Genomic DNA, 21329 nt, shown 5'->3' with positions numbered 1-21329 from the left:
ATCGCCGCGCGTGTGCGCCTTACCTCCGGCGTCCTACGGAGAATTGATCGTATCTCCAACCTTGAGGCGACACCGCAATCGGCGGAGATCGTCCGTGCGGTCCGCAGCCTTGCACACGCCCTGCACATTCCGGTCGTTGCGGGAGGAGTGGAGACGGAGGCGCGGCGTGCCTTCCTGGTGCAAGAGGCCTGCGAGAAGATGCAGGGTTATCTCACCGGGCGGCCCGAACCAATCGAACAGTATTGCGGTTTGATCGGCATCAACGTCGAACACCGCCGCTACGCCTAAACCGATCGCTAGTTCCAATTGGGGTTCGCCTATAGGAACCAATGTGCGCCTGCGGGTTTCCTGAAAGTTAACCCAGGTTAAGCCGGCTGTGGGCGCAAGAAAATGTTTTGCACAATCGCCATCGGCCTGACGCAAATCAGGACAATAAGCCCTGTGTGAATGCGAGGGAGGGTCTCATGGAGAACGTACGTCGCTACCGCGCCCTGGCGTCCCTCTGTCGCCAGCAGGCGGCCTATCGGCCGCTCCAGAACTGGCAGCTGCTCGGCCAGGCCGAACATTTCGAATATCTCGCTGAGGTTGCGTTGAAGGCGCATTTCGATGCGTGCAATGCACAACGCGAAGACGACGCCATCGCAGCCGCGGCGTGGGAGCGACCCGCCGCAGCGTGAGGGGCTGTCTGCAATTCTTCACGAGATTGCTTGCGAGGCTCCGGCGTCACTTGAGAGAACTAGAACTGCGGCCGCCGGCCGCAGTTACTTTGCCAAGATTTAATCGGACGGACGGGACGTCGTAAGGTGACGATGTCCATGTTGGGTGGAAGGCGACTTACCCAACATGGACATTTCGACATGATCGATCGCGTCAATTCCGACACCACCAAGACCCGAACAATCCTGAAGCCGCGCCGGCTTGCGCTGCTTGGCACCGTGGCCGCACTTGGCGTGGCCGTGCTGGCTGCGTCTCCCGCTTCGACGCCGTTCGGCGTGAACTCCCTGATTTCGCCTGCGCAGGCCGCTGAAAGCGCCGCGACGCTGCCGGGCTTCGGCGATCTCGTCGCCAAGGTCAAGCCGGCCGTTATCTCGGTCCGGGTGAAGATCGACCAGGACAACGACAAGAGCGCGATGCTGCAACAGAACCGGATGGATTCGGACGAGGATTCTCCATTCGACCAGTTCTCGCGGCAATTCGGCTTCCCGGGCGGCATGAACGGCATGCCGCGCCAGCGTCACCAGGTGATCACGGGCGAGGGCTCCGGCTTCTTCATCTCAGCCGACGGCTATGCCGTGACCAACAACCACGTCGTCGACCATGCGGAGTCGGTGCAGGTGACGACCGACGACGGCACGATCTACACCGCGAAGGTGGTCGGCACCGATCCGAAGACCGATCTTGCGCTGATCAAGGTCGACGGCAAGAAGGATTTTCCGTTCGTGAAATTCTCCGACCAGAAGCCACGGATCGGTGACTGGGTGGTTGCGGTCGGCAATCCCTTCGGCCTCGGCGGCACCGTGACGGCCGGTATCGTCTCGGCCAGCGGCCGCGATATCGGAAACGGCCCCTATGACGACTACATCCAGATCGATGCGCCGATCAACAAGGGCAATTCCGGCGGTCCGGCCTTCGACATGAACGGCAACGTGATCGGCGTGAACACCGCGATCTTCTCGCCATCGGGCGGCTCGGTCGGCATCGGCTTCGATATTCCGTCCTCGACCGCGAAGCTCGTGGTCGCGCAGCTGAAGGACAAGGGCGCTGTCACCCGCGGCTGGCTCGGTGTGCAGGTGCAGCCGGTGACCGCGGAGATCGCCGACAGCCTTGGCCTGAAGGCGGCGCGCGGTGCAATCGTCGACAATCCGCAGGATGGCAGCCCGGCAGCGAAGGCCGGCATCGAGGCCGGCGACGTCATCACGGCCGTCAACGGCACCGCGATCAAGGACTCCCGCGATCTCGCCCGCACCATCGCCACGCTGGCGCCGGGCACGTCCGTGAAGCTCGATGTCGTCCATAAGGGCGACACCAAGACGGTGACGCTGGCGCTCGGCGAGCTGCCGAACGAGCGGCAGGCCCAAGGAAACGGCAAGGCTGACGACGGCAAGACGCAGCAGGCCCCCGGCACGCCGCGCCTCGGCCTCAGCCTGGCGCCGGCCGGCGACGTCCAGGGCGCAGGCCAGAAGGGCGTCGTGGTCACCGAGGTGGACCCGCAGGGCCCGGCGGCGCAGCGCGGCATCCAGACCGGCGACGTCATCCTCAATGTCGGCGGCAAGGCGGTCGCCAATGTCGGCGACGTCCGCTCCGAGTTGGCGCAAGCCAAATCGTCCGGCAAGAACAGCGTGCTGCTGCAGGTGAAGAACGCGGACGCGACCCGGTTCGTCGCGGTGCCGCTCGCCTGACTCCCGGCCCCGACGGCAAATCCAAAAGGCGGCCTGCGGGCCGCCTTTTTCGTGTGTATCTTTCGAGATAGCCACAGGCCGCCGATAACATTCTCGTTAACGGCAGCAATGATGACGGGTTCGTCCGAAAAAGCCGCGTTCGCTCGTCAGACTTTGGAATCGCGTGTTGTGCTTTGGCGGCAATGACGGCGCCGAGGCAGATTGCAGGAGTGGAACTTCGGACGTCCGGCGGCTTTGTGGAACCGGCCGGTGGTTCGCATTTGATCGGTGCCGACATGGATCGATTGAAACTCTCGCTGAAGCTTGCGCTGCTCGCGGCGCCTTTCGTGCTGTCGACCGGAAGTGCCATGGGGCGCGATGACGGCCGCTTCACCGACTCGCCGCTAAAACCCTGGTTCGACAGCCTGCGCAGCCATCTCGGTCCGTGCTGTTCGGATGCCGATGGCGTTGCCGTGGCCGATCCAGATTGGGACTCGCACAATGGGCACTACCGGGTCCGCCTCGACGGGCAGTGGGTCGAGGTTCCCGATGAAGCCGTGATTACCGAGCCAAACCGCGCCGGCCGCACCATCGTCTGGCCGGTCAAGACGGCGTTCGGTGTTTCGATTCGCTGCTTCATGCCTGGCAGCATGACCTGACGCCGGTCAGCGTCACCGCTTGGCGGATTTGCGCTTCGAACTCTTCTTCTTGGTTGTCTTCTTCTTGGTTGTCTTCTTCTTGGACGTCTTCCGCTTCGAGGCCTTCTTCGGCACCTTCTTGCCCTTCTTGCGCGCCTCGGAGAGGCCGATCGCAATCGCCTGCTTGCGACTCTTCACGCGCCCACCGCGCCCGCTCTTCGCAGTACCCTTCTTGTAACGCCGCATCTCGCGCTCGACGTCGCTGCCGGAGCTACGTGAGTAGCGGCGCTTCTTTGCCTTCCGTGCCATCAGCGCTCTCCCTTGGCCCTGGAAGAGAACAGGAGTGCTGACGCAACGTTCCAAAGACGCCGGCTGCGCGCCTCAGAAGGAGTTCGCGAGCTCGATTTCGGCCTCCAGCACCTGGATGCGGCGCGCGGCTTCGGCGGAGGACAGATCTCGATTGTATTGTGCGGGTTGGTAGGCCTCCTCACTCAGCCGCTTCAGCCGCAGCCCCTGCGCCCGGGTCATCTGGTCCATGAGAAAAGCCTTGGCGTCGTATTTACCCTGAACCTGCATGTCCGTTCTCCAGTCTGCATTCGTGACTTGACTATATGTTCTTATTTTGTTCTAACAAGTCATGGACAACAGAATTAATGAAATTCGACGTAAAATCAGTGCCTTGAGGCTGGAAATGGCCAATGTCGAGGCATCTGTGCGCGATCTCGTCAATCGCGATCGCGACTGCACCGAACGGGCCCAGGCGCAGATGGATCTGCGCCGGCAGATCAATCTGCTGGTCGGCGAATGGAAGGCTGCCGGCGGCGGCGAGGTATTACCCGACATCCAGTACCGGGTGCGTCTTCGTCTGTTGAAGAATGAGACCGTGCCGGCCGGCGTCGCGGCGCTGAGAAAGTTCACGAATGGGGCGGATGGAGGCAGGCGGTGGAGGAAGACCCGGACACCTACCGGATTCTGAAACTACGCGCCGAGATCCTCGAATTGGGCTCTGCGATCCGGCAATTGCAGCGTGAGGGCCTCGACGATGCTGCGGCCCAGCTCCTGATCGCGCGCAAGCGGGCGCAGCTTGACCACCTCGTGAAGATAGACTCCGCAAGTCGCCGCCTTAACATCACTGACATCCGACGCAGCTAAAGCGGTCGCGCAACGCGACATGCCGGAGCTCGTCCATGCCGGATGCCGAGATGGCCGCCCTGCTGCGGGCGGTGCTCGATGAAGTCTGTGCTGAAATTCCTCCGTGGGATACGACGACGCGCGAGCGCGTTGCCGCGCGATTGCGAGCAGCTGCGCGCGAGGATCGTTGCTCGCTTGAGGATTTGAAGCGAGCCGGCCGGGATGCTCTGACCCGCGCACCGACCATGTGGCGCTGAGCCAGCGCAGCGGCGGTCCGCGAACACGCAACGAAAAGCCCCGCGGCGCCGCGGGGCTTCTTGATGCCGTGAGCCCGCGCCTACTTGCTCATTCCGCTCTGGGGCTTGGTCATGCTGCCACCCTGATCGCTGCCAGGGCCGGCACCGCCCTGGCCGGACGCGTCGGGAGGAACGGTCTTCTTCATGTTAGCGCCCGTCGTCTGCGACGACGAGGTCGCCGATCCATGTTTGGCCTTGTGCGATTTGGCCTGTGCGGCGAACGGCGCGGCGGCCAGACTGGTGGCCAGCATCACGGCGAGAGCGAGCTTGGTCGTCTTCATGCGTGGGAACTCCCTGAGTTGAATTGACGCAGGCTGCCAACCGCCATTCGCCACGAGAGTTCCGAACAATTACGTCGCATTGCGCTTCACGCGCGCTTCAAGATTCCTTGTCCTCGTTGAGAATGAACACGACGCCCGTCAGCGCGGCACCGATGGCAAACGTGGTCACCATCGTGCCGACAAAGACGAAGGCTGCCGCACGGCCGCCGTGGTTCAGCAATTCGGCGACCGCAGGATTGGCCAGGATCAGCGCAAGCGTGAAGGTCAGACCCAATGCCGCGCCCATCATCGCATGTGTCATCAGTTTGATGATTCCGGTGGGAGAGATCAGACTTGGCGACCTGTTTGGCGACTTTTTTGCGCGCATGGAACTGCCGATCGATCTTGCATGCAAACGCGCGCCCCTAATCGCAAGTTCCAACGCGCATGAAGGAATTGTCATCACCCGCTTCATCCGACGTTCATGCCGATTTTGCGAGAATGAACGCCATCAACACGGGAACAATCGATATGGGCAAGGTGGTCTTTCTCTATCGCTCGCTGGCTTACCGCAATGCGGCGGCTGACATGTTGCGCAAGGCGCGCAAGCTGCCGCGCGGTGCGGAGCGCAGCGCCGCCCGCCGCTACGCGACGGCACTGCGGGATCTCGCGCAGACCGAAGCCTGGCTCGAAGGGCGCGTCGCCGACGAACCGCATCCGATGCCACGACTGAGGGCAACTGCGTCGCGCTAGCCCGACGCGCGCTGGAGTTCGGGAGAGCTGGCCTCGAACTTGTCCTGCGTCGCCGACGTTGCCGCGCCCTTGCGTGATAACGGCACCTCGAGACGACACAACAGGCCCTCTGAACGCCAATCGAACTGGGCCTGTCCGCCAAGCTGGGATTCGACGCTGGCCAGCAGGCTTCTCGTTCCGAAGCCGCGCGATTTCGGCGTTCTGACCAACGGCCCTCCTGTCTCCTCCCAGGTCAAGATGAGGAGATCGTTCTCGGCCTGCCAGCCGATCGCGAGCCGCCCCGACCGGGTCGAGAGCGCACCGTATTTTGCCGAATTGGTGAAGAGCTCGTGCAGCGCCAGCGCCAGCGTCTGCGCGGTGGCCGGCAGCAAATGCACCTCGGGACCCACAAGCTTGATCTGTCCGCCGAGCGAATAGGGTGCAAGCTCTTCCTCGATCAGCTTGGAGAGCTCGGCGCCCTGCCAGCTCGACAGCGACAGGATGGTGTGCACGCGCGCGAGCGCATTGATGCGCCCCTCGACGGCGTTGACGTAAGCCTTGACCTCGTCGGCGCGGGTGAGGCGCACGATTGACTGCGCCAGCGCCAGCGCATTCTTGGCGCGGTGATCGACTTCGCGCGCCAGCAGGTTCTGCCGCTCCTCGGCGCGCTTGCGTTCGGTGATATCGACGGTGACACCGCTCACTCGTACGACGCGACCGCCAGGGTCCACCGTTGCGGCCGCCGTGCCGACGCACCAACGCACTTCACCGTCGGGGCGGCTGATACGAAACTCGCCCTCATAGGCACGTGAGCCGGTATTGAACGCCGCGACGGCCTGGCTGAACCGGTCGGCATCGTCAGGGTGCAGCAGCGCCTGGACGTTGGCCGAGGTGACATTGAAGGTCTCCGGCGTCACGCCGAAAATGCGGTACTGGCCTTCGTCCCACATCCAGTCGCCGTTGACCCAATCCCAGTCCCATGATCCCATCTTGCCGGCGGCGATTGCCATGCTGCGCCGCTCCTCGCTCTCGCGCAGTTTTGCGGTGGAGTTCTCCAGCTCGGCGGTGCGGGCGCGCACGCGGTCCTCAAGGTCCTGGTTCAGCCGTTCGAGCTCGCGCGTCTTGCGATAAAGCTCGGCAAACACCTTGACCTTGGCACGCAGCACTTCCGGTATGACAGGCACTGGCACGTAGTCCACCGCACCCATCTCGTAGCCGCGCAGGCGGTCGATGTCGCTGACCTGAATGGCCGAGATGAAGATCATCGCGGTCTTCTGAAAGCGCGGATGCTCGCGGATCATCGCCGCGAGCTCGAAGCCGTCGAGCTCGGGCATGCAGACGTCGACCAGGATTACCGCGACCTCGGTCTTGAGCAGCACCTCCAGCGCCTCGCGGCCGGACGAGGCGATCACGAGGTTCTCGCCGAGTTCCTTCAAGATCACCTCGTAGGCGAGCAGCTTTGCGGGCTGGTCGTCGACGAGGAGGATGTTGACCTTTTCGTGGTCCATTCTCGGATCCAAACTCAACGGTGCAGCCACATGCGGATCGCAAGCAGCAGTTGATCGGTGTTGACGGGTTTGGCGAGATAATCGGAGGCGCCGGCCTCCAGGCATTTCTCGCGGTCGCCCTTCATCGCCTTCGCCGTCAGCGCGATGATCGGCAGGCGCAGGAAGGCCGGGTTCTCCCGGATCACGCCGATCGTCTGATAGCCATCCATCTGCGGCATCATGATGTCCATCAGCACGATGGCGATTTCCGGGTTGGACTCGACCAGCGTCACCGCCTCGCGGCCGGTGGTTGCCGTCAGAACCTTCATGCCGCGCCGTTCCAGCACGCTCGACAGCGCGAAGATGTTGCGGGCGTCGTCGTCGACGAGCAATGCGGTCTTGCCGATCAAATCCTCGTCGGAACTGTTCAGCTTCTCCAGCATGCGCTGCTTCTCGACCGGCAGCTCTGTGATCACGCGGTGCAGGAACAGCGCGGTTTCGTCGAGCAGCCGTTCGGGCGACTCCACGCCCTTGACCACGATGCTGCGCGCCATGGTGTGGAGCTCCGCATCCTCTTCCGCAGAGAGCTCGCGGCCGGTGAACACCACCACGGGAACGTTTGACAGCGTGTCGTCACGGCGGATCTGCTCCAGCACCTCGAAGCCACTCATGTCGGGCAGCCTGAGGTCTAGCACCACGCAATCGCAGGGCGCCTCGCGCAGCGTCGACAGCGCGCCGGCGCCGGTGTCGGTGGTCACGATCTCGATGTCGTCATGATGCAGCAGCTCGCGGATCGACAGCTGCTCGGCCTCGTTGTCCTCGACGATCAGGAGCCGCTTGCGCCGCGGCCGCGCATATTCCTTGATCTGCGTCAGCGCGGCGGCGACGCCCTCGGTCGTCGTCGGCTTGTTGACGAAGGAGAACGCGCCCCGCGCCAGCGCATGCTGGCGGTCCTCGTCGAGCGTGATGATCTGCACGGGGATGTGGCGCGTCAGAGGGTTGTGCTTGAGCTGGCTCAGCACCGTCCAACCGAGCATGTCGGGCAGGAACACGTCGAGCGACACGGCGCGCGGCTGATACTGCTTGGCAAGCTCGAGTGCCTCGGCGCCGCGCGCCGCGACCAGGACCTTGAAACCCTTGTCGCGCGCAAGGTCGACCAGGACGCGGGCATAGTGCGGATCGTCCTCGACGATCAACAGGATGCTGTCACCGGGCTCGAGATTGAGGCGGTCGTCGGGCAGCTGCTCGATGACACGCTCGGGCGCCGTCGCGGCCGGCTGCAGTGCCGGCGGCTGGTTGTGTTGCTGCGACGCAGGTGCTGCGCGCGGCGCCAGCGTCGGGCCGGAATATTTCAGCGGCAGATACAGCGTGAAGGTCGAACCCTTGCCGGGCGCGCTGCGCAGGTGGATTTCGCCGCCGAGCAGGCTGGCGAGCTCGCGGCTGATGGCAAGGCCAAGACCGGTGCCGCCGTATTTGCGGCTGGTGCCGGCATCCGCCTGCTGGAATGCCTCGAAGATCAGCTTCTGCTTCTCCGGGGGAATACCGATGCCGGTATCGGAGACCTCGAAGGCGATCACGGCGGGGGCGGAATTCAGCACTGGATGATCCGCGGTCCAGCCGCCGAGTGTGCCGGCGACATTCAGCCGCACTTCGCCTTCGCCGGTGAACTTGAAGGCGTTGGAGAGCAGGTTCTTCAACACCTGCTGCAAGCGCTTGGAGTCGGTGACGATGCTGCGGGCGAGGTTCGGATCGACGTCGATCTTGAACGACAGATTGCGGTTCTCCGCCTCATGCCGGAACGGCCGTCCGACCGTCTCGAGCAGGTTGGCGGTGAGGATTTCCTCGGCGTCAACCGTCACCGTGCCGGACTCGATCTTGGAGAGATCGAGAATGTCGCTGATGAGGTTCAGAAGGTCGGTGCCGGCGCCGTGGATGGTGCGCGCGAATTCGACCTGCTTGCCCGTGAGGTTGCCGTCCGGATTGTCGGTGAGCTGCTGTCCCAGGATCAGGATCGAGTTGAGCGGCGTGCGCAGCTCGTGGCTCATATTGGCCAGGAATTCCGACTTGTACTTGGAGGTCAGCGCGAGCTCGGTCGCCTTTTCCTCGAGCGCGCGGCGGGCCTGCTCGATCTCCTGGTTCTTGCGCTCGACCTCGACGTTACGTTCGGCGAGCTGTTGCGCCTTCTGTTCGAGCTGGTCGTTGGTCTGCTGCAATTCGCGCTGTTGCGTCTGGAGCTCGCCTGCGAGCTGCTGCGACTGCTTGAGCAGGCCTTCGGTCTGCATCGTCGCTTCGATCGAATTGAGCACGATGCCGATGGAGTCGGTGAGCTGTTCGAGGAAGGTCATCTGCGAGGTCGTGAACGAGGTCAGCGAGGCGAGCTCGATCACCGCCTTGACCTGGCCCTCGAACAGCACCGGCAGCACCACGAGGTTCTTCGGTGCGACACGGAGCAGCGCCGAGTTGATCGGCACCACATCGGCGGGAATGTCGGCGACCACACGCGGGCGCCGGTCGAGCGCGCATTGGCCGATCAGTCCGTCGCCGAATTGCAGCACGCGCTGATAGGGGTAGACGCCGTCGCCGGCATAGGAGGCAAGCAGCAGGAGCTGCGGATTGTCCTCGTTCTCGACTTGGTAGATCACGCCGGTATGCGCGTTCACCAGCGGCGACAGCTCGGTCAGCAACAGCCGGCCGACGGTTGTGAGATCGCGCTGGCCCTGAAGCATGTTGGTGAACTTGGCGAGGTTGGTCTTCAGCCAGTCCTGCTCGGTGTTCACGTCCGTTGTCAGACGGAGGTTCGTGATCATCGTGTTGATGTTGTCTTTCAGTTCGGCCACTTCGCCGCGGGCATCGACCTGAATCGACCGCGTCAAATCGCCCTTGGTCACGGCGGTCGCCACTTCCGCGATCGCGCGCACCTGCGAGGTAAGGTTGGCCGCCAAGAGGTTGACGTTGCCGGTGAGGTCCTTCCAGGTGCCGGCCGCACCGGGCACGTCGGCCTGACCGCCGAGCCGGCCTTCGACGCCGACCTCGCGCGCCACCGACGTCACCTGGTCGGCGAAGGTCGCGAGCGTCTCGGTCATGTTGTTGATGGTGTCGGCGAGCGCCGCCACTTCGCCCTTCGACTTCACGGTGAGGTTCTGCTTGAGGTCGCCGTTGGCGACCGCTGTCACCACCTTGACGATGCCGCGGACCTGCTCGGTCAGGTTCGCCGCCATGAAGTTGACGGTGTCGGTGAGGTCCTTCCAGGTGCCGGCCACACCGGGCACCTGGGCCTGACCGCCGAGCTCGCCCTCGGTGCCGACTTCGCGCGCGACACGGGTGACTTCGCCGGCGAAGGCGTTGAGCTGGTCCACCATGGTGTTGATGGTGTTCTTGAGCTCGAGAATTTCGCCCTTCACGTCCACGGTGATCTTGCGGGACAAGTCGCCGCGTGCCACGGCGGTGGTGACTTCGGCGATGTTGCGGACCTGCGTGGTGAGGTTTGCTGCGAGCAGGTTGACGTTGTCGGTAAGGTCCTTCCAGGTCCCGCCGACGCCGGGCACGACGGCCTGACCGCCGAGCCGACCTTCGGTGCCGACCTCGCGCGCCACGCGTGTCACTTCAGCGGCGAAGGAGCGGAGCTGCTCCACCATGGTGTTGAGGGTGTCCTTCAGCAGCAAAATCTCGCCGCGCACGTCCACCGTGATCTTCTTCGACAAATCGCCGCCGGCGATCGCGGTGGCGACTTCGGCGATGTTGCGGACCTGGGCGGTCAGGTTCGAGGCCATGAAGTTGACGTTGTCGGTGAGGTCTTTCCAGGTACCGGCGACGCCGGACACCTCGGCCTGACCGCCGAGCTTGCCTTCGGTACCGACCTCGCGCGCCACGCGTGTCACTTCGCCGGCGAAGGCGTTGAGCTGGTCCACCATGGTGTTGATGGTGTTCTTGAGCTCGAGGATTTCGCCCTTCACGTCCACGGTGATCTTGCGGGACAAGTCGCCGCGCGCCACGGCGGTGGTGACTTCCGCGATGTTGCGGACCTGAGCGGTGAGGTTGCCCGCCATCGAGTTGACGGAGTCGGTCAAGTCCTTCCAGGTGCCGGCGACGCCGGGAACATTGGCCTGGCCGCCGAGACGGCCTTCGGTGCCGACCTCGCGCGCCACACGCGTCACCTCGCCCGCGAAGCGGTTGAGCTGGTCGACCATCGTGTTGAGCGTGTCCTTCAGCTGAAGGATTTCGCCGCGGACGTCCACCGTGATCTTGCGCGAGAGGTCGCCGCCGGCGATCGCGGTCGCGACCTCGGCGATGTTGCGGACCTGGGCGGTCAGGTTGCCCGCCATCGAGTTCACGGAGTCGGTCAAATCCTTCCAGGTGCCGGCGACGCCGGGCACGCCGGCCTGGCCGCCGAGCTTGCCGTCGGTGCCGACCTCGCGCGCGACGCGGGTGACTTCGCCGGCGAAGGCGTTGAGCTGGTCCACCATGGTGTTGAGCGTTTCCTTCAGCTGAAGGATTTCGCCAGACACATTCACCGTGATCTTCTTCGACAAGTCGCCCTTGGCGACCGCGGTCGCGACTTCGGCGATGTTGCGGACCTGACCGGTGAGGTTCGACGCCATCGAGTTGACGGAGTCGGTCAAGTCCTTCCACGTGCCGCCGACGCCGCGCACGACGGCCTGGCCGCCGAGCTTGCCTTCGGTGCCGACCTCGCGCGCGACGCGGGTGACTTCGCCGGCGAAGGCGTTGAGCTGGTCCACCATGGTGTTGATGGTGTCCTTCAGCTCGAGGATTTCGCCGCGCACGTCCACGGTGATCTTCTTCGACAAGTCGCCGCCAGCGACCGCCGTCGTCACCTCGGCGATGTTACGAACCTGTGCGGTCAGGTTCGACGCCATCGAGTTGACGCTCTCGGTCAGGTCCTTCCAGGTGCCGGCGACGCCGAGCACGTTGGCCTGACCGCCGAGCCGTCCTTCGGTGCCGACCTCGCGTGCGACGCGCGTGACCTCGCCGGCAAAGGCGTTGAGCTGGTCCACGCAGGTGTTGAGCGTTTCCTTCAGCTGAAGGATCTCGCCCGAGACGTTCACGGTGATCTTCTTCGACAGGTCGCCGCCGGCGATGGCGGTCGCAACGTCGGCAATGTTGCGGACCTGCGCGGTCAGGTTCGATGCCATGAAGTTGACGTTGTCGGTGAGATCCTTCCAGGTGCCGGCCACGCCGGGCACCTGCGCCTGGCCGCCGAGCTTGCCTTCGGTGCCAACTTCGCGCGCGACGCGCGTCACTTCGGAGGCGAAGGAGTTGAGCTGGTCAACCATCGTGTTGATGGTGTCCTTCAGCTCCAGGATCTCGCCGCGCACGTCCACGGTGATCTTACGGGATAAGTCGCCGCGTGCCACGGCGGTCGTCACGTTGGCGATGTTACGAACCTGTGCGGTCAGGTTACCGCACATCGCGTTCACGGAGTCGGTGAGGTCCTTCCAGGTGCCGGCCACGCCGGGCACGATGGCCTGACCGCCGAGCTTGCCGTCGGTGCCGACTTCGCGCGCCACGCGTGTCACTTCGGAGGCAAAGGAGCGCAGCTGGTCCACCATCGTGTTGATGGCTTCCTTGAGCTGAAGGATCTCGCCGCGGACGTCGACGGTGATCTTCTTGGACAAGTCGCCGTTGGCGACCGCGATCGTCACCTCGGCAATGTTGCGAACCTGGTTGGTCAGGTTGTTCGCCATCGAGTTGACGCTCTCGGTCAGATCCTTCCAGACGCCGGTCACCTCAGGCACCTGGGCCTGGCCGCCGAGCTTGCCCTCGGTGCCGACCTCGCGCGCCACGCGCGTCACCTCGGAGGTGAACACGCCAAGCTGCTTGATCATCGTGTTGACGATGGTCGCCGATTGCAGGAATTCGCCGCGGAGCGGGCGGCCCTCGACGTCGAGCTTGACGGTCTGGATCAGGTCGCCTTGCGCCACGGCTGCGACCGCGCGGGTCACCTCGCGCGTCGGCCATAGCAAATCGTCGATCAGCGTGTTGACGGAGCCTTCCATGTCGGCCCAGGAGCCGGAGGCGAGGCCGAACTTCACGCGCTGGCGAGTCTTGCCTTCGCGTCCCACCACCTGGCCGACCAGCTCGAGCTGCTGCGCCATGCGCTGGTTGGCGGCGATGATTTCGTTAAAAGTATCGGCAATCTTGCCGTCGATACCGAGATAGTCGCCGCTCATCCGCACCGAAAAATCGCCGCTGCGCATGGCCTGGAGCGCGAGCAGCAATTCCGGCCGGGAATCCGGCTCTGACGTGCCGTTGGGTTTTGGTTTTGGGACGCGACGACCGGAGCGTGATGCCGTTCCGGAATCGAGGTCGCTCATACTAATTCCCCCGCGGGCGTCGGCCGAATCCTTGGCGTGACGCGACTAGCCAAACTAGAGCGTCAGCCAAATTCGAAATCAAGCGCCAACGTTGCGGCGCGAGGAATTGGAACCTGCCTTGCTCAGCCCAAACGCGACAACGGCGAAAATTGTCGAGAGTTCCACCCGACTCCCCAAAAATTCGCACCCCTTAGCAAGGTGGGGTGTTCCGATTTAGAAACCCCCCGGCTATCGACGTAGGAACGCCGGACAGGCCTCGAGGTTAGCGTGTGAGCCCATGGAGAGCGCATATGAGAGCCGGATTGGCCGTCTTTATCGCCGCATTATTTGCCACCGGATCGGCGGTGGCGCAGGCCGGTGCGCCAAGCGGGCGCGGGGCCGTGACCGGCGATCCCGCCGCCAGCTCCGCAACACCGCAGGCGGGTTCGCAGACCACGGGGATCGCCCCCAAGTCAAACCCCAGCGGCAGCGGAACTTCGACCTCGGGCGGCAAGGATGCCAATGGCGATGCCGGGCGGGACCAGATGCCCGACAGCGATCGCACTGTGCGTCCGATGGACCAACAGCATCATCCCGAGGACAAGAAGTAGGGCTGTTATTTGTCGGCCAAGGTGCGCTCGGCGTCCTCCACCTGGGAACGGAGTGTCGGGAGCTGCTCGCGGGCGAACGCTGCAAGGGCTGTATTGTCGGGGGCTTTCAAATAACGTTCGAGGAGCGTGATAGCGGATTCATATTCGGGAATCTGCGCCGCATAAAAACTTCTGACATAAGCCGGCCCCTCAGTATCATCGGGCTTGGCGAGGGTGGGGACTATTGATGCTGTCTTGTTCACCCGCGGCTCAGTACCGATTGTATCCTGAATCCCCTTCAGCGCCTTGTCGCGTTTGGCCGCTTCTTCAGCCCGCCAGGCGGCGAGGTTTTTCACTTCCGCATTGCCCTTCAGGTCGGTGCTCTCCAAGAGGCCCTGCTGGAAGCGGCTGAAGGCGTAGAGGCCGCTGATGACGTCCGTCGCGTCAGGCGCGCGGTCGCCGCGCATTTGCTCGCCGGTGCTGTCGGCAGGCGCCGCGGTGCCGATGAAGGCCAGGATGATTGCGACAAATATGCGCATGAATCTCCAATGACCTGTAACGTGCAAGGTTCCGGCGGAGGTTACGGTCCTGTAAGGGCCGGTTGCGGGTCGGGGGTTCCGTACCCACGTTTCCTTCATGAGACAGTCTGACATCTTCAGGGACAATGCCGAGAACTGCCTGCAATTGGCCGAGCGCTCGGAAGGACAACCCGCTTATAATCGCTATTCGCGCATGGCGGATGCCTGGACGGCCTTGGCGAAAGAGCAGGACTGGCTGGATGGCGAAGTGCCGCCCGTTAAGGTCAGCGCCCTGCAAAGCCAGCGTGCCTGACCGCTCTCTTTTCCGTGAATCTGCCTGTGAGGCCGCTCACGGAATGAGCGGCACGAATCAACAATCATCCGGGAATAGTCGATCGCGTTGATTTTTCAATTCCAGAAGGAGGTTTTGCGATGGCTCCACGTCTGGCACTTCTCTCGCTCATTCTCGCCTTTGGCGTATCGGTCGCGTTCGCGACGGTGATGACGGTCCGGCAGGTGCATCAGGAAAACGCATCAGTCGCGGTGCACGCGACGCATAGCTAGCGTCGCACACCTCTCGCGCGTTCCGGAACATTCGACGCACCGGAGCGTAAGCGCTTCGAGGCATCGGAACAGGCGAGAGGACATCATGGCACATTCCGACCACGGCATCGTCAAGGACAGGCGCGCGGAGGATCAGCCGCGCGACAAGCAGCGTGCGCAGACCGTACACAAGACGGACCAGAAAGGTTTGCCGTCGCGTGAGGCGACGCGTGACCCCAAGCTTAATGACGACAGCAAGACGCCGGGCTCCGGCATGACGCCGGACGATTCAGGCGCTGCGCCGAGCGGTTAACGACGCGAGGAACGAATCCTCATACGAGGAGTCGACAGGTTGCTTCCGGTTGACATGCCCCCGGTGCTCCGGAAGCAATCTCCAAGGACGACCCTGGCACCCCACTGTGCCGGGGTCGTTTGCTTTGCGAGGCCTGTGATCAGTCTTCGTTCCCGCTCTCGCCCTGCGTGTGCCCGTCGGGCCCGCGGCCGAACACGCCGAAGCTGCTCGACTTCACGCCAGCTACTGCATCAACATCCGCGGCGGCCAGTCCGAACTTGAGAAGTTCGCGAACCGTTGCGGCGCGCGTCGGCATGCGATGTTTGAACCGGAAGTCATCAACGGCGGCCAGCTCTTCCGGCGAGAGCATGACCTGAAGGCGCTCGGCGCGAAGGTCATTCATGGTCGATCACATAATTTGAGTAGTTTGAGTAATTTGCTCAACGACCGAATTTGGAGCGAGTTCCATAAGAGTCGACAAAATCCCCAAATTAGTAAGAAAATATAGCAAAATCAATGTGTTAATAGTTGAAACGACTTTCGTCGAAGCGCATTTTACTGAAGAGGGAGATGGGTCATGACGGACGAAGTCAGATTACCCCGCAAGCTTTCTGAAGAGCCCGAAGCACCAAAGTCGTCGGTGCGTCCGAGCCACCAGAAAGTCATCGATCAGGTCGAACGCTGGGCCAACAGCCCGGGTCTGCAACCACCGAGGATGGATGATGCGAAGACGGTCTGAACCCCACACATTCGAGGAACGTCTCGACGCGCAGAGGCTGCGGCTCGAGCAGGAGGTGTCGCGCGTGCCGGATGGTCACCAGCGCGACACCCTCGTGGCGCGGATCGATCAGCTGCAGACTGCAGCCGAGATGTATGATTTCCTGATGATACGGGAAGATGCTGCGGCTTCTCGCTGATCACCCCTTGCGTTCAGTCCGCGTAACGTGGGCGGTGACGCGAAGCTTCCGCCTCAACCACCACGCTGACACCGAGACGGCAGCCCATGCCAGGAGGGCGGCTGCGAATGTCCCAATCACGCTGGCCGCGACCAGGGCGTAGAACGTGGCGGCGAACGCAGCAAGACCCAAGCTCCCCAGACCGGCACCCGCGGCATCGAGAGCTGCAGCCTGCTGCCCGCGTTTCCGTCCGCTGAGACCCGCCTTCTCCTTGGTCCGGCGTTCATGGCTTTCGATCAGTGTCGCGCTGGCGCAGAAGATGGCAGGGAGGGCGAGGAAGAGCCCACCGATGGCGACGCCAAAGCGTGCGCTCACGACGCCCGCGAAAACCGTCGCCAATCCGCCGAGCAGGAAGCGAACGCCGTATTCGTACCAGCGCGTTTGTCTCAAAGCCGACGATGACAGCTTGACCAGCATCACACGGCGCCTCCGAAACTCGCGAGCAGGCCAAAGGCAACCGCAAGCCACACAACGGAAGCGATGATGGTGGCAGGTAGCGCCGAGAATCGAAATCTTATCAGGAGTTGGCAGACGGCAAGGCTGTAGCAGCCGAGGGCTGCCGCACCGTAGATCATGCTCCAGCTTCCGGCCGCGGCATATTTCGGACCGTGTTGGACGACAGCGATGCCCAGCGTCGCCAGCGCCACCGACGGCGCTGCGCCCAGGAGGCCACCGAAACTCTTGGGCCGCAACATGTCGCCGAGGATTGCGAAGGCGGACACGATCACGCCGCCGGCGATGAAGCGGAGGACGTACTCAGTCATGATGTGCCCGCCGATCCGCGGGCTCTCCGCTCCGCTTTGCGAGCGTCCATGGCCTCAGCATCCGCTCGATGACGATGCCCAAGGTGAAGCCCGCGACCACATCGCTGGCCCAATGCGCGAGCAGCGCGATGCGTGTCAACGACAGGGCTGTCGCGATGGTGCGCACGAGACGTCGCCGGGCCGGGGGCAGCAGGCCGGCCGCGGATGCCAGCGCGCCCATGTGCACGGCGTGGCCGGACGGAAAGGCATCGCGCGCCCTTCCCGAGAATGGGATGCCGCGGCGATGCCCTCGTACCGTCAGCCGGTCCGGCCTGATTTGATTGAACGCAGATTTGAGGATGTGGGGCAGTATCGCCGTCACCAGCGACACCGCGAGGATGTGGTTGGCCGCACGGCGCTCTTCGCCAGGTCGATTCCGTGCATATAGCCAACCCGCAGCGGCGAGGGCGAGCAGCACATGCTCGTCCGCGCCCCAGGTCAGGGCTTCAGCAGTCTCCTCGAGCTCCGGGTTGGTGTGATCCGCGATCTCGTTCGCGATCGCGATATCGATCCGTGTGGGTTTGACTGTTACGAGCGTCATCGGTCCAAGGCTGGCGAAGCGACTTCATGACAGTTTTGTAAAGCCCGGGCGTCGATGATGGTTCCTGCGTTACGGCTGTCCCGATCCGCCCGCGGAGCCATAGCTTCCCATTGGAAGCGAGCTGCTTTTGTGGGCGACTTCACGCAATTCATCGTCGCAGCCTCGGGTGAGGGATCGTAAGCCTGCTCGGACGTCGTGCCGACGATACAGGATCCCGGCTTGAGATGCGGCAGCGCCGCCTTGATGATCCAGAACGGCGCGCAGATGTTGGTCTTCATGGTCGCGTCGAAATCCTCCGACGAGACGTCGAGGATGGAGGCGCGCGCCTGCTGACGGGCGGCGTTGTTGACGATGATGTCGAGGCCGCCGCCACTTTGCGGTCTCAACCAGCGGAGGAGAGCGTCGTTGCTAACCGAGGTCTTGCTTTGACTGTCCGACGCTCGGCGCCCTGCCGAGTTCCTTGGCCATATCGAGGTGATGCCTGAGCGCCGGCAGCGTCTTGTCGGCCCAATCCTTCAGCGCGGCATTGTCGCCGCCCTTGGCATAGCGATCGAATAGCGAGATCGCGTCCTCGTGCGCGCTGACCTGATAGGAGTTGAAGTCCGAGCTGAAGTCCTTGCCGGAGGCATTCTTGAGCTTGTCGAGCTTGCTCTGGTGCGAGCTGTCGAGCGCCGTCGGCAGCGTGGCCTGCACCTTGCCGTCGCCGACGAGGGCCTTCAGCTCGCTGCTGGTCTTGGTGTGGTCGGTCATCATCTGCTGCGCGAAGCTCTTCTCCTGCGCGTTGCCCTTCTGCTCGGCGAGCTTGCTCGACTCGATCTCGAACATGTCGCTGACGGCGACTTCCTTGACGAAATCGGCAGTGGTCGGTGCGACGCCGAGCGCCGAGTTGACGCCGGTTTTCTCACCGAGCGACTGGGCAAGCGCTGGGCCTGCGAGAAGCACGCAGGCGATGGCGATGACTGTACGTTTCATGGTCGGGTCCCTCTGATTGGCCACACGGCCTTTGCCGCGCGGGTCTTTGCGGCGACCAACACGGCCTCAGAACCAAGGTTCCTAATCCGTTGGATTGCGGCCGGTGCGGGGATTGATCGGATCGGTCGGCCTCCGCCGCAGCCGTTCCGGCAGGAATGGCTCGGACGGCGAGGCCGATGGCTCGGCGCGCACATCGGCATGGCGCTGCGCCCGCTCATGCTGCGTTTGGTTGGTGTTGATCTGGCGCTTCACGTCGACGCCGTCGATGGGGTCGTTGACGCCATGCTGAATGTCACGAAAATCGCTCATGGTTCACCTCATTCGTTTCCGGGCAAGACCTTTTCCAGCACTTGCCGGGCCGCTCCCTTGATCGCCCCGGACTCGTCAGGATCGCCCTTCATCAAAGCGAGCGAAAAGTTCTTCGCCTGCTGCAAGGTGATGTGCGGCGGCAATGGCGGCACTTCGGGATCGGTCTTCACCTCCAGCACGACAGGCATCTCGCTTGCCAGCGCCTGCTGCCAGGCCGAGCCGAGCAATTGCGGGCTATCGACGAAGATGCCGGCGAGGCCGATCATCTCGGCGAAACGCGAATAGGGCACGTCGGGGATGCGCTGCGAGGCCTCGAATTTGGGATCGCCATTGATGATGCGCTGCTCCCAGGTAACCTGGTTGAGATCTTCGTTGTTGAAGACGCAGACGACAAAGCGCGGATCGCGCCAGGATCGCCAGTATTTCGCGGCAGTGATCAGCTCGGCCATGTTGTTCATCTGCATGGCGCCGTCGCCGACCAGCGCGATCACCGGCCGGTCCGGATGGGCGTATTTCGCGGCGAGCGCGTAAGGGACCGCCGCGCCCATCGAGGCGAGGCCGCCGGAGAGCGAGGCCGTCATGCCGCGCCGGATCTTGAGATCGCGCGCAAACCAGTTGGCGCAGGAGCCGGAATCGCTGGTGATGATGGCGCGCTCGGGCAGGCGCGGCGACAATTCCCAGGCGACGAGCTGCGGATTGATGGGCGCGGCGGGCTGATGCGCACGGTCGTCCAGCGTCTTCCACCATTTGGCGACGTTGTTCTCGATGCCCTTGCGCCAGGCGCTGTCGCGCTTGGGCGCGAGCCGCGGCAGCAGACTGCGCAATGTCTCCGCGGCATCACCGACGAGGCTGACCTCCATGGGGAAGCGGATCGACGTCATGCTGGCATCAATGTCGATCTGCACGCCGCGCGCGGCGCCTTCCTTCGGAAGGAATTCTGCGTAAGGGAACGCAGAGCCGATCATCAGCAGCGTGTCGCATTCCATCATCATGTTGTAGCTGGGCTCGGTGCCGAGCAGGCCGATCGAGCCCGTTACCCATGGCAGATCGTCCGGGAGTGCCGCCTTGCCGAGCAGCGCCTTGGCGCAGCCGGCCGACAGGCGATCGGCAACGCTGATCACTTCGTCCGTGGCCTGCAGCGCGCCGGCGCCGATGAGCATCGCGACCTTCTTGCCGGCGTTGAGCACCTCCGCGGCATGATCGAGCTCGGTCTCGCGCGGCATCACGCGTGGCGCACTGTAGCCGACACCGGAATGCAGGGTGCCGTGCGCGCGAGGTGGTCCTTCGTAGGGCTCTTCCTGGAGGTCGTTGGGCAGGATGATCGCGGTGGGAGCACGGCGTGCGAGTGCGATGCGCACCGCGCGATCGATCAGGTGTCTCACTTGAGCGGGAGAGGACGCCTGCGCGACATACGCGCCCGCGACGTCCTTGAACATCGAGACGAGATCGAGTTCCTGCTGATAGCTGCCGCCGAGCGCGTTTCGCGCCTGCTGGCCGACGATCGCCAGCACAGGCTGGTGATCCAGCAGCGCATCATAGAGGCCGGTGATCAGATGTGAGGCGCCGGGCCCGGATGTTGCGATACAGACGCCAAGCTCGCCGGAAAACTTCGCATAACCGCTTGCCATGAACGCCGCCATCTCCTCGTGCCTGGCCTGCACGAAACCGATCTTGGCTTCCGCCCGGTTCATCGCGCCGAACACGCCGTTGATGCCGTCGCCTGGATAACCGAAGATATGGCGTACACCCCACTGATGCAGACGCTGGACGATGAAGTCGGAGACGGTCTGGGTCATTGCGGCTCCCGGTTTCCTTGCGCTGAAAATCAAGAACAGCGCGTTCCCGGCGATGTTCCTGTTTGGACGCAGGTGCCTTCTGGAACGATCACCCCTTCACGAAAGTTGATGCAGACACTGGCTGAGTGGAGAATTGAGATGTTGAATCAGCGCGAACTGGACCGCAGCGAGATCGGCCGGCTGATCGGCAGCGACAAGGTGGAGGGAACATCGGTCTACGGTTCCGATCGCAGCCGAATTGGTTCGATCGAACGCGTGATGATCGACAAGGTCAGCGGCAAGGTATCTTACGCCGTGCTTGGCTTCGGCGGATTTTTGGGGCTCGGCAACGATCACTATCCCTTGCCCTGGCAGTCGCTGAAATACGACACCGAGCTCGGTGGCTATGTCACCGGGATCACCGCCAAGGCGCTCGAAGGCGCGCCGAAATACGGCGAGCGCAGCGATTGGAACTGGGGTGATGACGCCGCCACGCGCAGCATCAACGCCTATTACGGTGTTCCCTTCGCCTAGCCGCTTCGCGGACAGAGACTGAGGGAGATCCGATGAGCCGGGAAAAGCCTAACGACGATCCCCGGCACCAGAATGACTGGGGATCGCACGCCCAGACGGACAAGCCCTGGAAGGGCAATCCGGAGAAGGAGCAGAAGTCCGGCGACAAAAAACCTGACCTGGAGAAGTGGCACGAGACCAAGACGCACTAGGTGCGTCGATTGAGACGAGCGCGGCACGTCAAGTGCCGCGCTTCGTTTTTGGGCAATGCAATCACGAATAGC

30 protein-coding genes and 1 pseudogene are annotated in these 21329 nt (G+C 63.4%); 15 read left to right on the top strand and 16 right to left on the bottom strand.

Annotated features, from left to right (window positions below):
* Positions 1-12 precede the first annotated feature (12 nt).
* The 4 genes from YUA_RS47655 (at position 13) to YUA_RS0101730 (ending at position 3037) form a co-directional block, all read left to right on the top strand.
* Positions 13-288: an EAL domain-containing protein gene (locus tag YUA_RS47655; RefSeq protein ID WP_245285086.1), complete on the top strand. Its 276-nt coding sequence runs from the start codon at positions 13-15 to the stop codon at positions 286-288.
* Positions 289-464: 176 nt separating this feature from the next.
* A complete protein-coding gene (locus YUA_RS0101740) occupies positions 465-677 on the top strand; it encodes a hypothetical protein (RefSeq protein ID WP_027529090.1) in 213 nt (70 codons plus the stop codon).
* A 180-nt stretch (positions 678-857) separates the two neighbouring features.
* A complete protein-coding gene (locus YUA_RS0101735; protein WP_027529089.1) occupies positions 858-2399 on the top strand; it encodes a Do family serine endopeptidase in 1542 nt (513 codons plus the stop codon).
* 275 nt (positions 2400-2674) lie between these two features.
* Complete coding sequence (locus YUA_RS0101730; RefSeq protein WP_027529088.1) at positions 2675-3037, top strand: hypothetical protein; 363 nt, start codon at positions 2675-2677, stop codon at positions 3035-3037.
* 12 nt (positions 3038-3049) lie between these two features.
* Here YUA_RS0101730 and YUA_RS0101725 read toward each other — a convergent pair whose 3' ends face one another.
* Both YUA_RS0101725 and YUA_RS0101720 read right to left on the bottom strand, forming a co-directional pair.
* The gene (locus YUA_RS0101725) at positions 3050-3325 is read right to left on the bottom strand and encodes a DUF6496 domain-containing protein (protein ID WP_027529087.1); all 276 of its coding nucleotides are present in this window, start codon (positions 3323-3325) and stop codon (positions 3050-3052) included.
* Between the two features lie 72 nt (positions 3326-3397).
* A complete protein-coding gene (locus tag YUA_RS0101720) occupies positions 3398-3592 on the bottom strand; it encodes a DUF3072 domain-containing protein (RefSeq protein ID WP_027529086.1) in 195 nt (64 codons plus the stop codon).
* Positions 3593-3653: 61 nt separating this feature from the next.
* On the opposite strand from YUA_RS0101720, the gene YUA_RS51515 reads away from it, so the two are divergent.
* Positions 3654-3992 (top strand): hypothetical protein, encoded by a 339-nt coding sequence (locus YUA_RS51515; protein ID WP_245285085.1) that lies wholly within the window; start codon positions 3654-3656, stop codon positions 3990-3992.
* 2 nt (positions 3993-3994) lie between these two features.
* Here YUA_RS51515 and YUA_RS50855 read toward each other — a convergent pair whose 3' ends face one another.
* Positions 3995-4189, bottom strand: coding sequence for a hypothetical protein (locus YUA_RS50855; protein ID WP_027529085.1), 195 nt, complete (start codon positions 4187-4189; stop codon positions 3995-3997).
* Positions 4190-4203: 14 nt separating this feature from the next.
* On the opposite strand from YUA_RS50855, the gene YUA_RS0101705 reads away from it, so the two are divergent.
* Positions 4204-4404, top strand: coding sequence for a hypothetical protein (locus YUA_RS0101705; protein WP_027529084.1), 201 nt, complete (start codon positions 4204-4206; stop codon positions 4402-4404).
* Positions 4405-4484: 80 nt separating this feature from the next.
* Here the strand turns inward: YUA_RS0101705 and YUA_RS0101700 are convergent, their stop codons facing one another.
* Positions 4485-4724, bottom strand: coding sequence for a hypothetical protein (locus tag YUA_RS0101700; protein ID WP_027529083.1), 240 nt, complete (start codon positions 4722-4724; stop codon positions 4485-4487).
* Positions 4725-4821: 97 nt separating this feature from the next.
* Positions 4822-5091 (bottom strand): hypothetical protein, encoded by a 270-nt coding sequence (locus tag YUA_RS0101695; RefSeq protein ID WP_027529082.1) that lies wholly within the window; start codon positions 5089-5091, stop codon positions 4822-4824.
* Positions 5092-5204: 113 nt separating this feature from the next.
* Between YUA_RS0101695 and YUA_RS0101690 the strand changes: the two genes are divergently transcribed.
* Positions 5205-5456, top strand: a complete 252-nt coding sequence (locus YUA_RS0101690; protein WP_245285083.1) for a hypothetical protein — start codon at positions 5205-5207, stop codon at positions 5454-5456.
* On the opposite strand, the gene YUA_RS0101685 is transcribed toward YUA_RS0101690, so the two are convergent.
* Together YUA_RS0101685 and YUA_RS0101680 are read right to left on the bottom strand one after the other, a co-directional pair.
* On the bottom strand, positions 5453-6943 hold the full coding sequence (locus YUA_RS0101685; protein ID WP_027529080.1) for a sensor histidine kinase: 1491 nt from the start codon (positions 6941-6943) through the stop codon (positions 5453-5455). The genes YUA_RS0101690 and YUA_RS0101685 overlap by 4 nt on opposite strands.
* Positions 6944-6957: 14 nt before the next feature.
* Entirely contained in the window at positions 6958-13254 is a 6297-nt protein-coding gene (locus YUA_RS0101680; RefSeq protein WP_027529079.1) for a HAMP domain-containing protein, read from the bottom strand.
* Between the two features lie 290 nt (positions 13255-13544).
* Between YUA_RS0101680 and YUA_RS0101675 the strand changes: the two genes are divergently transcribed.
* Positions 13545-13844 carry a hypothetical protein gene (locus tag YUA_RS0101675; RefSeq protein WP_027529078.1) on the top strand — a complete coding sequence of 100 codons (300 nt, stop codon included), beginning with the start codon at positions 13545-13547 and terminating at the stop codon, positions 13842-13844.
* 5 nt (positions 13845-13849) lie between these two features.
* On the opposite strand, the gene YUA_RS0101670 is transcribed toward YUA_RS0101675, so the two are convergent.
* Positions 13850-14362, bottom strand: a complete 513-nt coding sequence (locus YUA_RS0101670) for a DUF4142 domain-containing protein (RefSeq protein WP_027529077.1) — start codon at positions 14360-14362, stop codon at positions 13850-13852.
* A gap of 97 nt (positions 14363-14459) precedes the next feature.
* Here YUA_RS0101670 and YUA_RS0101665 point away from each other — a divergent pair, with 97 nt between their 5' ends.
* The 3 genes from YUA_RS0101665 (at position 14460) to YUA_RS0101655 (ending at position 15197) form a co-directional block, all read left to right on the top strand.
* A complete protein-coding gene (locus tag YUA_RS0101665) occupies positions 14460-14654 on the top strand; it encodes a hypothetical protein (protein ID WP_027529076.1) in 195 nt (64 codons plus the stop codon).
* 119 nt (positions 14655-14773) lie between these two features.
* Complete coding sequence (locus YUA_RS52265; protein WP_256375354.1) at positions 14774-14905, top strand: hypothetical protein; 132 nt, start codon at positions 14774-14776, stop codon at positions 14903-14905.
* Between the two features lie 85 nt (positions 14906-14990).
* A complete protein-coding gene (locus tag YUA_RS0101655; RefSeq protein WP_027529075.1) occupies positions 14991-15197 on the top strand; it encodes a hypothetical protein in 207 nt (68 codons plus the stop codon).
* 139 nt (positions 15198-15336) lie between these two features.
* Here the strand turns inward: YUA_RS0101655 and YUA_RS0101650 are convergent, their stop codons facing one another.
* Positions 15337-15579, bottom strand: coding sequence for a hypothetical protein (locus YUA_RS0101650; protein ID WP_027529074.1), 243 nt, complete (start codon positions 15577-15579; stop codon positions 15337-15339).
* 174 nt (positions 15580-15753) lie between these two features.
* On the opposite strand from YUA_RS0101650, the gene YUA_RS50850 reads away from it, so the two are divergent.
* Both YUA_RS50850 and YUA_RS0101645 read left to right on the top strand, forming a co-directional pair.
* The gene (locus YUA_RS50850) at positions 15754-15915 is read left to right on the top strand and encodes a hypothetical protein (protein ID WP_198029363.1); all 162 of its coding nucleotides are present in this window, start codon (positions 15754-15756) and stop codon (positions 15913-15915) included.
* Positions 15899-16093 carry a hypothetical protein gene (locus tag YUA_RS0101645; RefSeq protein WP_027529073.1) on the top strand — a complete coding sequence of 65 codons (195 nt, stop codon included), beginning with the start codon at positions 15899-15901 and terminating at the stop codon, positions 16091-16093. The genes YUA_RS50850 and YUA_RS0101645 overlap by 17 nt, the downstream gene beginning before the upstream one ends.
* Here the strand turns inward: YUA_RS0101645 and YUA_RS0101640 are convergent, their stop codons facing one another.
* From YUA_RS0101640 to YUA_RS0101610, 7 genes and pseudogenes are all read right to left on the bottom strand, one after another.
* On the bottom strand, positions 16094-16549 hold the full coding sequence (locus YUA_RS0101640; RefSeq protein WP_027529072.1) for a hypothetical protein: 456 nt from the start codon (positions 16547-16549) through the stop codon (positions 16094-16096).
* Positions 16549-16896: a DUF3147 family protein gene (locus tag YUA_RS0101635; protein WP_027529071.1), complete on the bottom strand. Its 348-nt coding sequence runs from the start codon at positions 16894-16896 to the stop codon at positions 16549-16551. Before YUA_RS0101635 ends, YUA_RS0101640 begins: the two co-directional genes overlap by 1 nt.
* Positions 16889-17476, bottom strand: coding sequence for a phosphatase PAP2 family protein (locus YUA_RS0101630; RefSeq protein WP_027529070.1), 588 nt, complete (start codon positions 17474-17476; stop codon positions 16889-16891). The genes YUA_RS0101635 and YUA_RS0101630 overlap by 8 nt, the downstream gene beginning before the upstream one ends.
* Positions 17477-17601: 125 nt before the next feature.
* A pseudogene (locus YUA_RS52495) lies at positions 17602-17946 on the bottom strand (SDR family oxidoreductase); the annotation flags it as partial.
* Entirely contained in the window at positions 17885-18448 is a 564-nt protein-coding gene (locus tag YUA_RS0101620) for a DUF4142 domain-containing protein (protein ID WP_027529068.1), read from the bottom strand. The pseudogene YUA_RS52495 and the gene YUA_RS0101620, both read right to left, overlap by 62 nt.
* Positions 18449-18529: 81 nt before the next feature.
* The gene (locus tag YUA_RS0101615) at positions 18530-18757 is read right to left on the bottom strand and encodes a hypothetical protein (RefSeq protein WP_027529067.1); all 228 of its coding nucleotides are present in this window, start codon (positions 18755-18757) and stop codon (positions 18530-18532) included.
* A gap of 8 nt (positions 18758-18765) precedes the next feature.
* Positions 18766-20553, bottom strand: a complete 1788-nt coding sequence (locus tag YUA_RS0101610) for a thiamine pyrophosphate-requiring protein (protein WP_027529066.1) — start codon at positions 20551-20553, stop codon at positions 18766-18768.
* 138 nt (positions 20554-20691) lie between these two features.
* On the opposite strand from YUA_RS0101610, the gene YUA_RS0101605 reads away from it, so the two are divergent.
* Both YUA_RS0101605 and YUA_RS50845 read left to right on the top strand, forming a co-directional pair.
* Positions 20692-21066 (top strand): PRC-barrel domain-containing protein, encoded by a 375-nt coding sequence (locus YUA_RS0101605; protein ID WP_027529065.1) that lies wholly within the window; start codon positions 20692-20694, stop codon positions 21064-21066.
* Between the two features lie 32 nt (positions 21067-21098).
* Positions 21099-21257, top strand: a complete 159-nt coding sequence (locus tag YUA_RS50845; protein ID WP_198029362.1) for a hypothetical protein — start codon at positions 21099-21101, stop codon at positions 21255-21257.
* The last annotated feature ends 72 nt before the right edge of the window (positions 21258-21329 follow it).

The organism is Bradyrhizobium sp. WSM3983, assembly GCF_000473045.1.
GTDB lineage: Bacteria > Pseudomonadota > Alphaproteobacteria > Rhizobiales > Xanthobacteraceae > Bradyrhizobium.
Note: the sequence above shows the minus strand (reverse complement) of the source record. Positions and strands in the feature narration are given on the sequence as shown.